Raw genomic sequence first — 15,805 nt, forward strand, 5'->3', positions numbered from 1 at the left:
TTTAATGCTTTATTTTCTCTCGATTTAGTCCTTTCTGAATTTCATGCCACCATACTTACTTTTTAGTGCCTAATATACAAAAAAGTACGTACTTCAATTTTTTAATGCAAGCATGTACCATGGTTTTTGTAGCAGTTGATGAGGCCTCTTCCAGCTACCGATGAGATTTTCTAATTTGGAAGCCAAGGAGATTGAACAAATGGGAAGAACCGCTAACTTTTATGATTTGATTCGGGAACGTCGTGCCGTCAGATATTATGATCCGTCCTTCAAGATCTCGGATGATGAGATCAAACAGCTTATTAGTGAGGCTATGCTTGCGCCAAATAATAGCAATATGCACAGTTGGCGATTTATGGTTCTCACGGATCAAGCCCAAAAGGACAAGTTGTTCCCCATTATTCTCCGTCAAAAGCAAGTGCTCGATGCTTCCGCCATGATTGCGGTTTTGGGCGATAAGGAGGCTTTCCGGCAGACAGAGCGGATCTATCAAAAATCGGTTGAAGCCGGTTATATGACAATCGAGGCAAAAGACGTGCTGCAGCAATCGGTTTCTAAGTTCTACGAGCACGTAAGCGAAGAGACGGTTAAAAATTATTTGCTGATCGACGGCGGGTTAGTCTCTATGCAATTCATGTTAGCCGCTAGAGCAAGGGGATTCGATACGCTTCCGATGCTTGGTTATGACTCGGGTCTATTTCGGAAAGAGTTTCAAATTCCTGACCGCTATCATGATATTTTGTTAATTGCCTTAGGCAAAGCGGCCAAGCCCGGTCATCCGACTATAAGACTTTCCGTTGATGAAGTGACTTTTTGGAACGAACTGGGATAAATAAGGATCACGGCAATCCATCGTCTTTCCAAACACCTATCGATATCGGATCACCGGTAGGCGATAGGTGTTTTTTTACAGGCTGACGGCCGTATTGGATATGGGGTTATAATATCGATAAAGGATCGATTTTGCTCTAGGGGGAATTAAGACCATGACAAAGAAAAAATATAATATCGCCCTTGAAGCAACGCTTGAGGTTTTAGGGGGGAAATGGAAATGCATCATTCTTTGCCATATTATTCACAGCAAGAAACGAACGAATGAGCTTTTGCGGCTTATGCCGGACATTACGCCGAAAATGCTAACTCAGCAGCTTCGAGAAATGGAAAGAGACGGGCTCGTCAAAAGGATCGTTTATAATGAGGTTCCGCCAAAAGTCGAATATGAGGTAACGGAGTACGGACATAGCCTCGAAAGTATTCTAAAAACGCTCTGTGAATGGGGAGAGAACCACATTACCCGAATTTACGGCGATAAATCTTCGGTGCTTGAGGAAATCCGATTCTTGTAGAAGATAAGGCTTTAATTGGGGTTAAGGAACCGGCGGTAGGGTACCCGTCGAAGAAATGTCGCGCAGCAGAGTTTCGCTGCTTGCTTCAAGTCGCATCGGATACAGTTCAACCTTGCTTGGAGCAAGCTTGGCAAGCTCGGGGTAAACGGCGGCTGATGCGTAAATCTTGTCTGGCAGCAGCAAAGCGTCCGCGTTTTTCTCGGTTTCTTCCCATCCCAATGTCTCAATCCGGATCTGCCGGATGCCTGCATCTTGCACGCGACTGGCCATCCATTCGCCGCCGATTTTGCCCAAACAGGCAAAAGTCACGCGGGAATCTTGCTTGAGCTTGGCAATTTCAAGGAGCAAAGGGGCATCGACCGTCGCTCCGATCACGAGCACTTTGACGTTATAACGGGCAAAGCGTTTTTTGACTTCATCCGCATGGTTTACGGTAGTGATAACAATCGGAAACTGCTGAAGCGCCTCGACGGCGTTTTTTTTATTTTCCCGCAAATCCTCCAAAAACAGAGTTTCGACTTCACCTGCGGCAGCCTGCTCAATGGCCTCGCGGTAAAAAAGATGGTCATGTCCTTTGCACTCCACCAGAAGGAAACGTGGACGGCTTACCTGCTCAGGCTGCTGCAACAAAACATAAGCTAGTCCGGCGGCAAAAAATTGCCGCGGATCCAATTTTCTAGCTTCCGCCTCACGAATCGTTTTCTCCAAGATCTCCAGCATGGGCAGCCGCTGCTTGCGAAGCTTTAGCGCTTCGGCCGTAACCTGGGTACCGCGCCCTTTGTGCATCGTGACGAGCCCTTCATCCCGAAGCTGGGTATACACCCAATTGATCGTGTTCCGGTTAATGCCAAGCTCCTCCGCTAACTGGCTTGCCGGGGGAAGCATGTCGCCCGGCGCAATGCGACCCATTCCGATCAACCATTTAAGCTGTTCCCGGATCTGAGCATTTACGTTAAAGGTCAGCTCGGAATCGGCGCGCAGCAGCAGTTTTTTTTCGTCCATCTCCTGGTACCTCTTTTCATAGTCAACTAGTTATAGTATAGCTTAAAAATCATTAAGAACAAGCAACTTTCAATGATTTGGGCAATTACAAATATTAGTATTGACTGTGGGGATAAAATGAAATATAACTAAATTACTAGTTAACCATGAATATAAGGAGGATCCTTAATGAACTTGCAGCAAGAGCAAGCTTCCTATTTCGGCAAAATGAAAGGGAAGGGAAGAAGCACATTAAAAATAATTCCCCGAAATGCGATCATTGGGGCAATTGGCGGTTTTTTGGCTATCGGGATCCTGGCGCTGCTCACAAATTGGACCTCGAGCCTTTGGATTATGGCTCCGTTTGGCGCCAGCTGCGTGCTTGCCTTTGGAGTGTGGGATGCGCCTTTGTCTCAGCCGCGCAGCATTATCGGGGGGCATGTGATTTCGACTTTGACCGGACTCGCGATGTTCCATCTGTTCGGTCAAGGGATATGGGTCATGGCCGCCGGTGTAGGTTTCGCGATCGGATTGATGATGTTGACTAAAACAACGCATCCTCCGGCGGGAGCCGATCCGTTAGTCGTAGTAATGGCGGGAAGCGGTTGGTCTTTTCTATTCACGCCGGTATTGATCGGTTCCGTCCTGATCGTGATTGTGGCTGTGCTGGTCAACAATTTGGACAGGGAACGAAAATATCCCTCCTTTTGGCTTTAATGCGGAAAATCTGACGTAAGCGGAAATCTTTTGGCCCGTATAATCGCCGATCCATCGGCACGGGCCGTTTTGCTATTGCCTGAGGGCAAAAGAAAAAAAAGCATACTTGATATTAACCGAATGATCGTTTATTATAATTCCGTAAGATCTTTTGACAGAAAAGGAGATGAAAAAAGTCGATAAACGGATGAGCGCATTATGAGAAAAACGAAATTTTATATTATATTAAACGAACATTCAATTAATAAAATTGGAGGAGATCGAATGAAAACTATCGAGCGCCTGTACATGAATGGCGATTTTGTGAATCCGCAAGGCACGGAGAAAATGCGGATCTTTAACCCGACGACGAATGAAGTGATCGGTGAAGTGACGCTGGGCAACGAAAAGGATGCGCAGGAAGCCATTCGGGCCGCTAAAGCGGCTTTCAAAAGCTTTTCCCAAACGACGATAGAAGAGCGCAAAGAAATGCTGCAGCGGCTGCATGATGTTATGATAGCCAAATCGGATGCGTTAATTCAAGCTACCGTTGAGGAATATGGTGCGCCGCTGGCGCAAGCCACCGGTTTGATGCACAATGCCGCCGAGGTTTTTCTTACCGTGAAGGAAGCGCTGGAAGAATTCGATTTTGTCGAATATATCGGCACGGCCAAAGTCATCCTTGAACCGCTTGGCGTAGTGGGGATGATCACCCCTTGGAACGCGAATTACTATCAAATTTGCGCCAAGCTCGCTCCGGCGATTGCGACGGGCTGCACGGCGGTGATTAAACCAAGCGAATTGAGCGCTCTTCAGACTGAGCTCCTGATGGAGTGCTTCCATGAAGCAAACATTCCGGCAGGGGTGGTCAATATTGTAAATGGCCTAGGCGATGTTGTCGGCGAGGAGCTCATCCGTAATCCCGATGTGGCCATGATTTCATTTACGGGGTCGACCCGAGTGGGCAAAGCCATCCGGAGGGGCGCCGCCGAAACGATGAAGCGGGTCACGCTGGAGATGGGCGGGAAATCGCCGAACATCATTCTGGATGATGCCGACTTGAGCCAGGCGATTCCGCTGGCGGTCATGGCCTGCTACGGAAATAACGGCCAGGCTTGCCTTGCCGGAACCCGCTTGCTGGTTCCTGAGCATCGCTTGGAAGAAATTAAGGCGTACGTGAAGGCCGTCGTGCAAACGATTCAAGTCGGCAGCCCTGCGGAAGCAACGACGCAGATCGGTCCGCAGGTCACACGGAAGCAGTATGAAAGAGTACAGCATTATATCGAACTGGGGATCAGGGAAGGCGCTGAACTGCTGATCGGAGGGATAGGCCATCCCGAGGGGCTGGAGCACGGAAATTTTGTAAAACCGACGGTATTTGCAGGGGTCACCCCGGAAATGACGATCGCCCAAGAAGAAATTTTCGGACCGGTTCTTTCGATTCTTGCGTATACGACGGAAGATGAGGCGGTAGAGATTGCCAACAACACGGTGTACGGGCTGGCGGCTTACATCTCTTCCACCGATCTTGAACGGGCGAACCGTCTCGCCGCGAAACTTGAAGCGGGTACGGTGGCGATCAACGGAATCCATCATGAGCCGAAGGCTCCGTTTGGGGGTTATAAACAATCCGGCATGGGGAGAGAAAACGGCAAATATGGAATCAGAGAATACGTTCAGCCGAAAACGCTGATGGGCTACTGGGCTGCCGAATAAGACATCGCATGATTCCCGTGTGTGAAAAAGATGATATGAGGTTCGTAATTATGCCGCAGCGGCAGTTTGAAGTAAGCAAAAAAAAGCGGGCTTGTCTTACAAGCCCGCTAGTTGTTTAATGCGTTCGATACGTTCAGGCTCATGTGCTGTGAGCCACGAATCCAGGGCGAACCGCCCGTGCGCCAGGGCAAAAAATGGCCGAGCCTTGTCCTCGTCGCCCAGAAGCAGCCAGCATTCGCCCAACTCCTCGAAAACATAACCTTCCGGATCCTCCACATGCTGCAATTCCTCAAACAAAGCCTGCTGAATTTCTAGCGCGTTCTGCATTTCTCCAAGTAAACGAAGCACTTTGGCAATACACCATTTGGCGATGAAAATATTTTGGGCATTGCCTTGGGATTCCCGGAACGAAAGCGCCCGCCGGAACAAGTCAAGCGCTTCTTCCAGATTTCCGGCATCCACCTGAGCCCAGCCGATGTTGTTGTAGAGCGAGCCTAACCAGCGTCTTGCCTCCGGCTTGGCTTCGGCGTGAGCCAGCGCTTTCAGGTTCCACTCCATTTTCAATTCCGGTGCAGCTTCGGCGATTCCCAGCATATGCGCCGCATCTACCGCATAGTAATCAAGCCCATGCTGGAGTCCCGCTTCCCAGGCTTGTACGAAAAGGGGCACGGCCAGTTCCGGCTTGGAGGAGGAATTATAGACTCTTCCCCGTTCCAGCAAATACCTTACCTTCGCCGCTGGCATGTCGCTTGTCAGCAGTTTTTCGGCTTCATCCAAAGTTTGGCGGGCAGCCTCAAAATTCCCCTGCAGCCCTTGAGCGCGAGCGATTTGGGTGAGCAATTCGGCGACGTAATTGGGCGCTTCCTTGTCTTTTCGCTCCTCCAACAGATGAGTGAACTTTTGCTCGGTGTCCTTCGGGTGATTGTAATCCCACAATTCATCAAAACGTATCATCCGCATTCCCCATTTCGTCCCAAGTACATTAAAATTAACAAAACTTTATACAAAATGAAATAGATATGAAACTCTTTTAAGGCGGCTGTGGTCTAATCTTTTAGTGATGATCTGAATCCTGAAATTTTTAAAAGGTGTGAGTTTATGAGAATGTTTCGAATCGTTCTGATGATTTCATTGGTTATTTTGGCCGTTTCCGGTGGCAACGGCACGGCTCTGGAGGCGAAATTCGCTTCGGAGAAAGGAGTCTCGGCATCTTCCTATTTCATGAACAAAGTGGACAGCAAGCAGAAACTGCTCGAAAACCGGGTAGTTTGGAGCGCCGGGAACATAAGCTTAACGGCTTCCTTGAACTCTTCCGGGATGAAGGAGCCGGGGCGGAAATTTGTCCAAGCCATCACTGTTGCAACGGCAACCCAAGTGTTTGATATCAAGCTTGCAACCAAACCTGTCCGCCTGGAATCGGTGTCCGTATCGCCGGACCGTGCATTTTTGGCGTTTCGCGCATTTACCGGAGCCGGATCAAGTCTGATCGTCGCTGATTTGAAAAAGGCCCAATACATTACTCTGAACGATGAGCTTAAAACGCGGGGATACGGTTTTGTTGAGACGATTCAAGCGTATGGCTGGTCTCCGGACAGCCGCATGCTCGCTTTTTCATATGGAGATACAAGCTCAGGCAAAATTGCCGTGTACAAGCCTGGTGACCGCAGTTTTACGAAACCGGCCGGGAAAGATGGCTGGATTTCCGCGGCTTACGTCATGTGGAGCAAGGACGGCCGCTTTGTGGATATTGCGAGCGAAAAACCTTCCGACCAATATAAATTGTATAGATTGGATTTGAACGGAAAGAAAATAACGCGGGTGGCGGACCTGACAAGAAAGCAGCTCGATAGCCTTAAGCGCTTTGCCCCAGAGAATTTATACGGCGCGGCGGCTAAGGTGAACGGAAAGACGCTTATAGCGGCAGCGGCTTATGGCGGGTCGGATCAAGAGGTCAAATTATATGGAGTCTCGGATGACGGGAAGATGTATAAGGGATTTTATTTGAGCATGAACGGCAAGGAGCGATACTTTGTTTGGAATGTGCCTGTTTATACTGCCACTCCGCAGTTGGCCTATTCCGATCTAACCGGGGACGGCATGCCGGAAGCTGTAGTGGTACTTACGACCGGGAGCGGAACGGAATTGAATCTTCAAGAAATTCACGTCATAAAATCGGTGGATTTTAAGGAGATCAAAGTGGATGATCCTTCCGGCATTCTCCAAAATCTTGTGCAAAGTACGTTAAAGCCAGTAAACGGTCAAAAGACGGAGATATCGATTTCCATCGACGGCAAAGAATCCGCTTATCAAGTGAACGGCGAAAGTCAGAATCTGCTTGATCATGTGGGATTCGGCTCCGTGATTTATTATTCCGTTGACGGAAGCAAGCTCGCGGTTTCCCTAGGGGCGAATATTTCGATCACCGACTATATTGGGGATTTCAACATTCTTTATAATTACGACCCGCTTCAAAACCGTTTGTCGGCGGAGAGCATAGAGTTCAAGGCTGGGCCGGGCACTTCGACCGATATGAATTTCTTGTCCGGCTCGGATTCATCTCCATTAACAGCAAGGGCAACGGGTCGATCCGCCTATGGGAAATTGGTTATAGAGCCGCTCAAGAAAGAGAGCATTGAACGGCTTGGGGCTCCAAGCTGCTCCGGAGCCGCGGAAGACTATCGGATTCAAGGGAGTTACAGCGTCCGTTATACGGATTCCCAAAATAAGGTCATCGAGCTGACGCTGCCCGGGTTAACGGGTTTTATCCAGCCCCGGAACGAAACGATTGAATTGACCAAGCTGTCTTTTCCCGGTCATGACGTTTTCGTGGTGGTTCCCAATTATACGGATTGTCACGGGATTTCGTTTTATTTGGTGGATACGGACGCTGAGGGAGCTTCGTTAATGCGTTTTGTCACCGAAGAAGGCAGTTATGACGGATACGATTTCTTGCCTGCAACGGAACTCAAGGTAGATAACGGACTGCTGCTGGTTCAGCATGGTGGGGGAGCCGGCAATGAAGCTGTGGTCGAGCAGCGTTTTAAGCCGGACTTCAAGAATCATGTGATGGAGCTGGCATCTCCCCACGAGTTGTAAAATTTGTTGACTCTCTTTGAGAATCGTGATATTATCTATTTCGTTGCTGCAAAACAATGCATCGACAAAAAATGCGGTCGTGGCGGAATTGGCAGACGCGCACGGTTCAGGTCCGTGTGGGCTAACCCCCCGTGGAGGTTCGAGTCCTCTCGACCGCACCACCATAATAACGAACAGGCTCTTGAATTTCCGTTTATGGAGATTCGAGAGCTTTTTTATTTTCAAAGGCGGATTGATATTGACGGTAAACGGACGACATGGTATTCTTTTACAAGACGACTAACATGTTAGTTATACAATATGACATGTTAGCATGTCAGCGTCTTATATCTTTTTCCTATTATTAAGGAGGGTATTTTGTGGATGCAGCTAATTATGTAATCGGTTTCATTATGGTCCTGTCATTTTTTGGGCTGGTTTGGTACTGCGTTAAAGGGTATAACCTCATGGTGGGCTTTTTTGTCATGTCGGTATTATGGACGGCAATCGCGTTGATTGGCAACGCGATTTCGCCCAGTTCGGCGATGGATGGGCAATCGCTCGTTGCCGTTCTGACGAATGTCTTTCAGACGGGGCCGGAAAACTATGGCAAGGCCATTCTTGTAAACGTTTTCTTCGGCGCCTTTTTCGGCCGGGTTCTGATTGACACCGGGATTGCCGCGACTTTAATCCGTAAAGTGGTGGAACTGGGGGGAGACAAACCAAGGGTGACCATGTCGCTCTTATGCATTGTTACGGCCGTTATTTTTACATCCATGACAGGCATCGGGCCGGTTATTTCCATTGCCGTCATCGTACTGCCGATCATGCTTTCGCTGGGAATTCCTTCCCCGATCGCCTTGTTTTCTTTCATGGGTTCCATTATGGCCGGGATTTTCGGGAATATTGTCAACTTTAAACAGTATCAGGCCATTTTTGCTACCGCGAACGACAGCTATGCCAGTTACGATTATAACGCGTACTTTACCTTTGGCATGATTGCGATGGCCGTTGCGCTGATTGTTGTGCTCACGGTGGCTAATTTGTCTATGAATAGCAAGAAAATATCCCGCGCATGGGCAGCGACGACCCCCGATGAAAAGAATACGGGAGATGCGCCGGCCATTTCGTGGATTTCGATCATTCTTCCGGTTATCGGCGTTGTCGTATTTAAAGCTCCGATTATTTTCGGGTTTATTTTTGCCGGCGTTTTTGCCTTGTTGACTTGTGGCAAATTAAAGGGCGGCTTCGCCAATATTTGCCGGATGCTTTCGAAACAATTTGCCGACGGAGCCATTGACGTAGCGCCCATGATCGGCTTTTTGCTGACGTTGTCCATGTTTAATAACGCGGCTACATACGCTTCGCCATATTTTAAAATCCTGTTCGGAGGAATGATGCCTCAGACCGCGTTGCTGCTATGTATTGTATTCGCCATACTGACGCCGCTTGGCTTCTTCCGCGGACCGATGAATCTGGTCGGGTCAGGATCGGCCATTCTGGCTGTGGTCGTGTCCACGGCAGCCTGGCCGGTGCAATTCTTATACCCTTTATTCGCGACGACAACGATTGCTCCTCAGCATTTGGACGTAACCCAATCCTGGGTCGCGTGGGGATTCGGTTATACGAAGGTTCCGGCAAGGTCGTTCATGAAGATGTCCATACCTTCAGGCTGGATCATCGGGGTTATTCTTTGCGCCATAGTATTTATTTTGTACGGTAACTTGGTTTAACGGGTGGTTGACGTGACGGATTCGGCATGGGAGCCGGTTATATAAGGATTGGAGGAGCAGCATGAGCAGAATGATTCGAATGGGGATCGATGTGGGGGGAACCCATACTAAAGCCGTTGCCATTGACAACGAAACCCACGAAATTATCGGAAAATCATCCGTGAAAACGACGCATGACGATGTGAGAGGCGTAGCTGCCGGGGTTGTGAAGTGTTTCCAAAATTGTTTGACGGAAAACAACATCAAACCGGAAGACGTGGTTTTCGTGGCGCATAGTACAACGCAGGCAACCAATGCGCTTATTGAAGGAGATATCGCCCAGGTCGGCATCATTGGGATGGGGAAAGGCGGCTTCGAAGGTTTTCTGGCCAAAAGGCAGACGAAATTGCCAAATATTGATTTGGGAAACAACAAAGAAATCAAGATTTTCAACGCTTTTATCAATGTTAAAAAAATGACGGAAGAAACTGTACTGCAGATCATCGATGAACTGAAAGAGACGGGAGCGCAAGTTGTCGTTCCGTCCATGGCTTTTGGGGTCGACAACGGCAGACCCGAACAGCTTGTATATGAAGAGGCTGAGAAAAAGGGCATTCCTACCACCATGGCATCCGATATTACGAAATTGTACGGATTAACCCGCAGGACGAGAACGGCGGCGATTAACGCAAGCATTCTGCCCAAAATGCTGGACACGGCCAATTCGACGGAACAATCCGTGAAGGAAGCCGGCGTTCACGTTCCTCTGATGATCATGAGAGGCGACGGCGGCGTGATGGAAATCAAGGAAATGAAGAAACGTCCGATATTGACGATGCTTTCCGGTCCGGCAGCTTCGGTTATGGGATCTTTGATGTATTTGAGAGCTTCCAACGGCGTGTACTTTGAAGTAGGCGGAACAACAACCAATATCGGCGTCATCAAAAATGGCCGTCCGGCTATCGATTACTCGATCGTCGGCGGTCACCCGACCTATGTCAATTCGCTGGATGTGCGGGTTCTCGGCGTGGCAGGAGGTTCCATGGTTCGTGCCGCCAGACATGGAGTAATCGATGTAGGGCCAAGATCGGCGCATATCGCCGGGCTGGATTATTCGGTGTTTACGGATCCGGCAAAAATCAAGGGAGCCAAGGTTGAATTCTTCTCGCCGAAACCCGGCGATCCGGCGGATTATGTGGCGGTCCGGTTGGAAAGCGGCGAACGGGTGACGATCACGAATTCCTGTGCGGCCAACGTGCTTGGACTGGTGAAGGAAGAGCATTTTTCCCATGGCAATGTGGAAGCCGCCAGAAAGGCGATGCAGGCCTTGGCCGATTATTGCGGAACGACTGTGGAAGATATCGCCAAACAGATTATGGAAAAGGCATATGGCAAAATTGAACCGATCATTTTGTCTCTTGCCGAAAAGTATAGATTGGAGAAAGACCAGATTTCCCTGGTTGGGGTTGGCGGCGGCGCGGCTTCCCTGATCGTGTATTTTGCGGAGAAGATGGGCTTGAAGTACAGTATCCCTGAAAACGCCGAGGTTATCTCTTCCATCGGCGTCGCTCTTTCCATGGTAAGGGACGTTGTGGAACGCATCATCCCCTCGCCTTCCAAGGAGGAGATCGGCGCCATCAAAATGGAAGCGATGAATAAAGCCATACAAAGCGGGGCAACGCCGGAAAGCATAGAAATTCATATCGATATCGATCCGCAAACGTCCAAGGTAACGGCGATCGCCACCGGTTCCACGGAAGTCAAAACCAATGAGCTATTAAAGGAATGCAGCGAAGAGGAGTTAAAGGAAATCGCCGCGAAGGATATGCGAATTTCCAGTGACCAGACGGAGCTGCTTCAAAAAACCCGATATTTTCATATTTTTGGCGAAACGGTTAAAAAAGAAGGAGACGCCGGAGCCATTCGCATCCTGGACACGAAAGGGTTCATCAAGATTCAAAGAGGCCGTGCCATGGCTATCAAAACAACCGCGGGAGAATATCTGGAGGCCGTGAAACAGCTATGGGACAAGATGGCGGTTTACCAGACCGAACTTATTGCCAGACCGGATTTTTATTTGTGCATCGGCGCGCGGGTCATGGATTTTACGGCATCCGAATTCGGGCAGTTGGAACTGTTGATGGATATTGAAGCATCCACTTTTGATCCTGCGACCGAGGTCATTATCGTAGCCGCAAATATCAAGCAGAGCTAAATTCACGGATGATGGGAGGAAGCATGCGGGAACAAATCGGGTTGGCGGATATGATCCGGTCTCTGTTGCAGGCGGACGACGAAACCTGGGGGCGCTATGCCTTTTCGAGGGACATTCTGAACCGGCGCATAGAACCGGATCAAAAATCCGAAATGATTGCCAAAGCCATGGCTTGCGGCCGAGATAACGCACAGCAAATCATTCGTGCCTATGGGAGTGCGGACGTGCGTTTGATTGCCGAAAAATTGAATCTAAAGATTCAGTTTCAGGATGCCTCCATGACGGGACAACGGATATTGTTCGCCTGCTATACGCCGCCGGACATGATCAAGATTATGGAAGAACCCGTGCGCAGAGCGGCCGGGCTGGTATTTGAGGAAGATTCGAGCATGGTTGAACTATTTCGGCAAGATGATATAATGAATACTATCTTGGGACATGAAATTTTTCATGCAATAGAAGAGCGGTTTGAAGCAAAAATCTATACGCGGACTGAAAGAGTTTTATTGTGGAATTTCCTGGGCTTTAAGAACTATTCCACAATACGCGCCCTGAGCGAAATCGGGGCCATGGCATTTACGCAGGAACTGAACGGACTAAGCTATTCCCCCTTTATTCTGGATGTTCTTTTATATTACAGCTACGATTCTTCGGGTGCGGAGAAAATCTATCGTGATGTTTTAGGAGTGGGTTTAGGAAGGTGTAGGGAACCAGTTGAAAATTATGAATAATAGCAATTCGTTAAATGATTTAACCTACAATAAAATCAAAGAAGATATTATGAATATGACGTTGGAGCCGGGCATGGATGTCAGCGTGCAAAAGCTTTCCGAGCGTTACGGCGTCAGCAGGACACCGGTGCGCGAGGCTGTGGTTCGGCTTCAACAGTCGGGGCTGGTGGAAATCTATCCTCAGCGCAAAACGGTAGTATCCAAAATCGATCTGCAAAGGGTCCGAGAGGAATGGTTCATCCGGACTTCGCTGGAATCCGCGGTCGTGGATGAATTTATCCGCAGGTGCAGCGAACTGGTGGCGGACACGATGCAGGAATTGATCAATAAACAGAAGAAATATATGGACAAAAAGTATTTCATTGAGTTTTACTGCAAGGATAACCGTTTTCATCAGCTTATTTTCGAGACGGCCGGTGAATCGCTTTCCTGGTCCACGATTGAAGAAGTCGCCTCCCATTATAACCGCATTTGTCTGTTGTACGGCAAAATGGAGGGAGTCAAGCAATCCCATATCGATCAGCACGAAAAGATGGTTGCGGCCATTCGCAAACGCGATACGGAGGTCTTGCGCAAAGCGGTGATGGAACACTCCAACAGTCTGCTTGAGCAGGTGAACAGCATGTCTAAGGAATATCCTCATTTTTTCTGAAAAAAACAAAGATGAACCGCCGCGGCAATGGGGACGCGGCGGTTTTTTGTTTTCTATTCATTCCATTTGAATGCAGAACGCAATCGCAGACATCGGATTTGATGCTGTCGAACGTCGTTTCAGGTTTGTGTTTGAATCCTTCCGGGAAAGCGGGGAGGATTTTTTGTTATCGAATTGGATCTCGAAACTGAGACAAGAAAACGCCTCCATGTAATATACATGTAACTATAAATAACACAAATCATGGCAAATTTGAGAACGAGCCGCTTTTTGACGGAAAACAGATGGTAAGTTAATTGACGCTGAAATTCCTTGTAAATATGATGAATGTAAATAAAAGTCATATTCATGTATAAAACATGAGAAAACCTGACATCGACAAAGAGAGAGAAAGACGGAGAGGAGGGATGAAGCATGGAAGCTGGAGGATGCGCCGAATTAAACGCGGTTCGAGAAATCAGCACACATCCTTGTTACAGCGAGGAGGCTCACCGGTATTTCGCCCGGATGCATCTTCCTGTCGCCCCGGCTTGCAATATCCAGTGCAATTACTGCAACCGGAAATACGATTGCGTCAATGAGAGCCGTCCCGGCGTCGTCAGCGAAGTGCTGACGCCTCTGCAGGCGGAGAAGAAAGCGCGGGGAGTCGCCGCCCAATTGCTGCAGCTGTCCGTGGTGGGGATTGCCGGTCCCGGAGATCCGCTGGCCAATGCGGATCGCACCTTCGAGACGTTCCGCAGGGTGAAAGCGGCCGTTCCGGATACGTCGCTTTGCCTGAGTACGAACGGGCTTACATTACTGCAGCATCTGGACGACATCGAGCGGCTTGGAATCCGGCATGTGACGATTACGATCAACGCGGTCGATCCTGAAACCGGCAGCCGGATTTATGCTTGGGTGAACGACGGTGGGGTAATGTACGAAGGAAAAGCGGCGGCGGAACTGCTGATTTCGCGGCAGCTTGCCGGGCTTAAAGCGCTAAGCGAACGGGGGATTTTATGCAAAGTCAATTCCGTGCTTATTCCGGGAGTGAACGACACCCATTTGCCGGAGGTATCCAAAACCGTGAAGTCGCTGGGAGCCGTCCTTCACAATGTGACGCCGCTCATCGTCGCGCCGGGCAGCAGGTTCGAGCAAGAAGGACAGCGGGCGCCACGGCCAAAAGAGCTTCACGCCCTTCAGGAAGTATGCGGCCGTGAAGGAATCAAGGTGATGCGGCATTGCCGCCAGTGCCGTGCCGACGCCGTCGGGCTGCTGGGTGAGGATCGCAGCCGGGATTTCACCTGGGAGCGGCTTGAGCAGGCGCCGCCGCTCGATTTGGACGCCCGAAGGCAGCTGCAGGAGAGTCTCTCCGAGAAGATCAAGCAGCGGGTGATGTCCCCGAAGGGCCGCCGCAGCGAGCTTGTTCAAGGCGAATTCGATGACGCAGCGGAAATCGTCACCGTTGCGGTCGCCTCCAGAGGCTCAGGTAAAATCAACCTGCATTTCGGGCATGCCCAGGAATTTATGATTTATGAGAGCAACGGGCAAACCGTGCGGTTTCTCGGTATTCGCAAAGTGCAATCTTATTGCCACGGCCGTGCCGACTGCAACGGCGACAAGCAGGAGACGCTGCGGGAAATCTGTTCAATTCTTGGCGATTGCCGGATCCTCCTCTGCTCGGGGATCGGCGACCATCCGCGCAAGATGCTGCAGAAAGCCGGAATTGTGCCGCTGATACGCACCGGGGACGCGGAAGAGCTCGTCCTCGAAAGTGTGAAATACAGCCGTTATTTTCAAAATATCCCTATTTCGAAAGGATGAGGAAATCATGAGACAAATCGCATTTTACGGAAAAGGCGGAATCGGGAAATCGACCACCTCGCAAAACACGCTTGCCCAGCTTGCCACTAAATTCGGGCAAAAAACGATGATTGTCGGCTGCGATCCCAAGGCGGATTCGACTCGCCTGATTTTGAACACAAAAGCGCAGCAAACCGTGCTGCATCTGGCTGCGGAACGCGGAACCGTGGAGGATCTGGAACTGGAAGATGTGGTGCAGCAAGGATACGGTGATATTTCCTGCGTCGAATGCGGCGGTCCGGAGCCCGGCGTAGGCTGCGCGGGAAGAGGCATCATTACGGCGATCAATTTCCTGGAACAGGAAGGAGCGTATGACGGGCTGGATTTCGTTTCTTACGATGTGCTCGGCGACGTCGTCTGCGGCGGCTTTGCCATGCCGATCCGGGAGAATAAAGCGCAGGAAATCTATATCGTCTGCTCAGGTGAAATGATGGCCATGTATGCCGCCAACAACATCGCCCGCGGGATTTTGAAGTATGCCAACAGCGGCGGGGTTCGGTTGGGAGGCCTGATCTGCAACAGCCGGAATACGGACCGGGAGGACGAACTGATCATGGAGCTGGCGCGGCGGCTGAATACGCAGATGATCCACTTCCTGCCTCGGAATAACGTAGTGCAGCATGCGGAGCTGCGGCGGATGACCGTGGCTCAATACGCGCCGGATCATGCGCAGGCGAAGGAATACGAGATTTTGGCCGGGAAAATTTTGCATAATGATATGCTGACGATCCCGACGCCGATCTCGATGGAGGAACTAGAGGACCTGCTCATCAACTTCGGCGTGATAGAGGATGAGGAAGCGCATATCAAGAAGCTGAACGAACAGAAGGCCGTATAAA

The 15,805-nt window shown here is 49.8% G+C and carries 13 protein-coding genes and 1 tRNA gene; 12 read left to right on the forward strand and 2 right to left on the reverse strand.

What is annotated here, in order from left to right; genetic code table 11:
* Nucleotides 1–199 precede the first annotated feature (199 nt).
* Nucleotides 200–832, forward strand: coding sequence for a nitroreductase family protein (locus ACI48K_RS05815; RefSeq protein ID WP_475026962.1), 633 nt, complete (start codon nucleotides 200–202; stop codon nucleotides 830–832).
* Between the two features lie 154 nt (nucleotides 833–986).
* Entirely contained in the window at nucleotides 987–1,346 is a 360-nt protein-coding gene (locus ACI48K_RS05820; RefSeq protein WP_475026610.1) for a winged helix-turn-helix transcriptional regulator, read from the forward strand.
* 21 nt (nucleotides 1,347–1,367) lie between these two features.
* On the opposite strand, the gene ACI48K_RS05825 is transcribed toward ACI48K_RS05820, so the two are convergent.
* Nucleotides 1,368–2,348 (reverse strand): GntR family transcriptional regulator, encoded by a 981-nt coding sequence (locus ACI48K_RS05825; RefSeq protein ID WP_475026611.1) that lies wholly within the window; start codon nucleotides 2,346–2,348, stop codon nucleotides 1,368–1,370.
* A 168-nt stretch (nucleotides 2,349–2,516) separates the two neighbouring features.
* On the opposite strand from ACI48K_RS05825, the gene ACI48K_RS05830 reads away from it, so the two are divergent.
* Entirely contained in the window at nucleotides 2,517–3,044 is a 528-nt protein-coding gene (locus ACI48K_RS05830; protein ID WP_475026612.1) for an HPP family protein, read from the forward strand.
* 264 nt (nucleotides 3,045–3,308) lie between these two features.
* Nucleotides 3,309–4,739: an aldehyde dehydrogenase family protein gene (locus ACI48K_RS05835; RefSeq protein ID WP_475026613.1), complete on the forward strand. Its 1,431-nt coding sequence runs from the start codon at nucleotides 3,309–3,311 to the stop codon at nucleotides 4,737–4,739.
* A gap of 96 nt (nucleotides 4,740–4,835) precedes the next feature.
* Here the strand turns inward: ACI48K_RS05835 and ACI48K_RS05840 are convergent, their stop codons facing one another.
* The gene (locus ACI48K_RS05840) at nucleotides 4,836–5,693 is read right to left on the reverse strand and encodes a hypothetical protein (RefSeq protein ID WP_475026614.1); all 858 of its coding nucleotides are present in this window, start codon (nucleotides 5,691–5,693) and stop codon (nucleotides 4,836–4,838) included.
* Between the two features lie 144 nt (nucleotides 5,694–5,837).
* Between ACI48K_RS05840 and ACI48K_RS05845 the strand changes: the two genes are divergently transcribed.
* The 8 genes from ACI48K_RS05845 (at nucleotide 5,838) to nifH (ending at nucleotide 15,804) form a co-directional block, all read left to right on the forward strand.
* Entirely contained in the window at nucleotides 5,838–7,835 is a 1,998-nt protein-coding gene (locus ACI48K_RS05845; protein ID WP_475026615.1) for a TolB family protein, read from the forward strand.
* Between the two features lie 73 nt (nucleotides 7,836–7,908).
* Nucleotides 7,909–7,996, forward strand: a tRNA-Leu gene (locus ACI48K_RS05850).
* A gap of 198 nt (nucleotides 7,997–8,194) precedes the next feature.
* Nucleotides 8,195–9,547 (forward strand): citrate transporter, encoded by a 1,353-nt coding sequence (locus ACI48K_RS05855; protein ID WP_475026616.1) that lies wholly within the window; start codon nucleotides 8,195–8,197, stop codon nucleotides 9,545–9,547.
* 61 nt (nucleotides 9,548–9,608) lie between these two features.
* Nucleotides 9,609–11,741, forward strand: coding sequence for a hydantoinase/oxoprolinase family protein (locus ACI48K_RS05860; protein WP_475026617.1), 2,133 nt, complete (start codon nucleotides 9,609–9,611; stop codon nucleotides 11,739–11,741).
* A 50-nt stretch (nucleotides 11,742–11,791) separates the two neighbouring features.
* On the forward strand, nucleotides 11,792–12,472 hold the full coding sequence (locus ACI48K_RS05865) for a hypothetical protein (RefSeq protein WP_475026963.1): 681 nt from the start codon (nucleotides 11,792–11,794) through the stop codon (nucleotides 12,470–12,472).
* A complete protein-coding gene (locus tag ACI48K_RS05870; protein ID WP_475026618.1) occupies nucleotides 12,465–13,124 on the forward strand; it encodes a GntR family transcriptional regulator in 660 nt (219 codons plus the stop codon). The genes ACI48K_RS05865 and ACI48K_RS05870 overlap by 8 nt, the downstream gene beginning before the upstream one ends.
* A 414-nt stretch (nucleotides 13,125–13,538) precedes the next feature.
* Entirely contained in the window at nucleotides 13,539–14,927 is a 1,389-nt protein-coding gene (nifB, locus tag ACI48K_RS05875) for a nitrogenase cofactor biosynthesis protein NifB (RefSeq protein WP_475026619.1), read from the forward strand.
* Between the two features lie 7 nt (nucleotides 14,928–14,934).
* A complete protein-coding gene (gene nifH, locus ACI48K_RS05880; protein WP_475026620.1) occupies nucleotides 14,935–15,804 on the forward strand; it encodes a nitrogenase iron protein in 870 nt (289 codons plus the stop codon).
* Nucleotide 15,805 lies beyond the last annotated feature (1 nt).

It is taken from the genome of Paenibacillus terrisolis, assembly GCF_056171975.1.

Bases quoted from the DNA above. Each gene is read 5' to 3' on its own strand.
- ACI48K_RS05815 (WP_475026962.1), top strand. From the start codon at position 200: ATGGGAAGAACCGCTAACTTTTATGATTTGATTCGGGAACGTCGTGCC.
- ACI48K_RS05820 (WP_475026610.1), top strand. From the start codon at position 987: ATGACAAAGAAAAAATATAATATCGCCCTTGAAGCAACGCTTGAGGTT.
- ACI48K_RS05825 (WP_475026611.1), bottom strand. From the start codon at position 2,348: ATGGACGAAAAAAAACTGCTGCTGCGCGCCGATTCCGAGCTGACCTTT.
- ACI48K_RS05830 (WP_475026612.1), top strand. From the start codon at position 2,517: ATGAACTTGCAGCAAGAGCAAGCTTCCTATTTCGGCAAAATGAAAGGG.
- ACI48K_RS05835 (WP_475026613.1), top strand. From the start codon at position 3,309: ATGAAAACTATCGAGCGCCTGTACATGAATGGCGATTTTGTGAATCCG.
- ACI48K_RS05840 (WP_475026614.1), bottom strand. From the start codon at position 5,693: ATGATACGTTTTGATGAATTGTGGGATTACAATCACCCGAAGGACACC.
- ACI48K_RS05845 (WP_475026615.1), top strand. From the start codon at position 5,838: ATGAGAATGTTTCGAATCGTTCTGATGATTTCATTGGTTATTTTGGCC.
- ACI48K_RS05860 (WP_475026617.1), top strand. From the start codon at position 9,609: ATGAGCAGAATGATTCGAATGGGGATCGATGTGGGGGGAACCCATACT.
- ACI48K_RS05865 (WP_475026963.1), top strand. From the start codon at position 11,792: ATGATCCGGTCTCTGTTGCAGGCGGACGACGAAACCTGGGGGCGCTAT.
- ACI48K_RS05870 (WP_475026618.1), top strand. From the start codon at position 12,465: ATGAATAATAGCAATTCGTTAAATGATTTAACCTACAATAAAATCAAA.
- nifB (WP_475026619.1), top strand. From the start codon at position 13,539: ATGGAAGCTGGAGGATGCGCCGAATTAAACGCGGTTCGAGAAATCAGC.
- nifH (WP_475026620.1), top strand. From the start codon at position 14,935: ATGAGACAAATCGCATTTTACGGAAAAGGCGGAATCGGGAAATCGACC.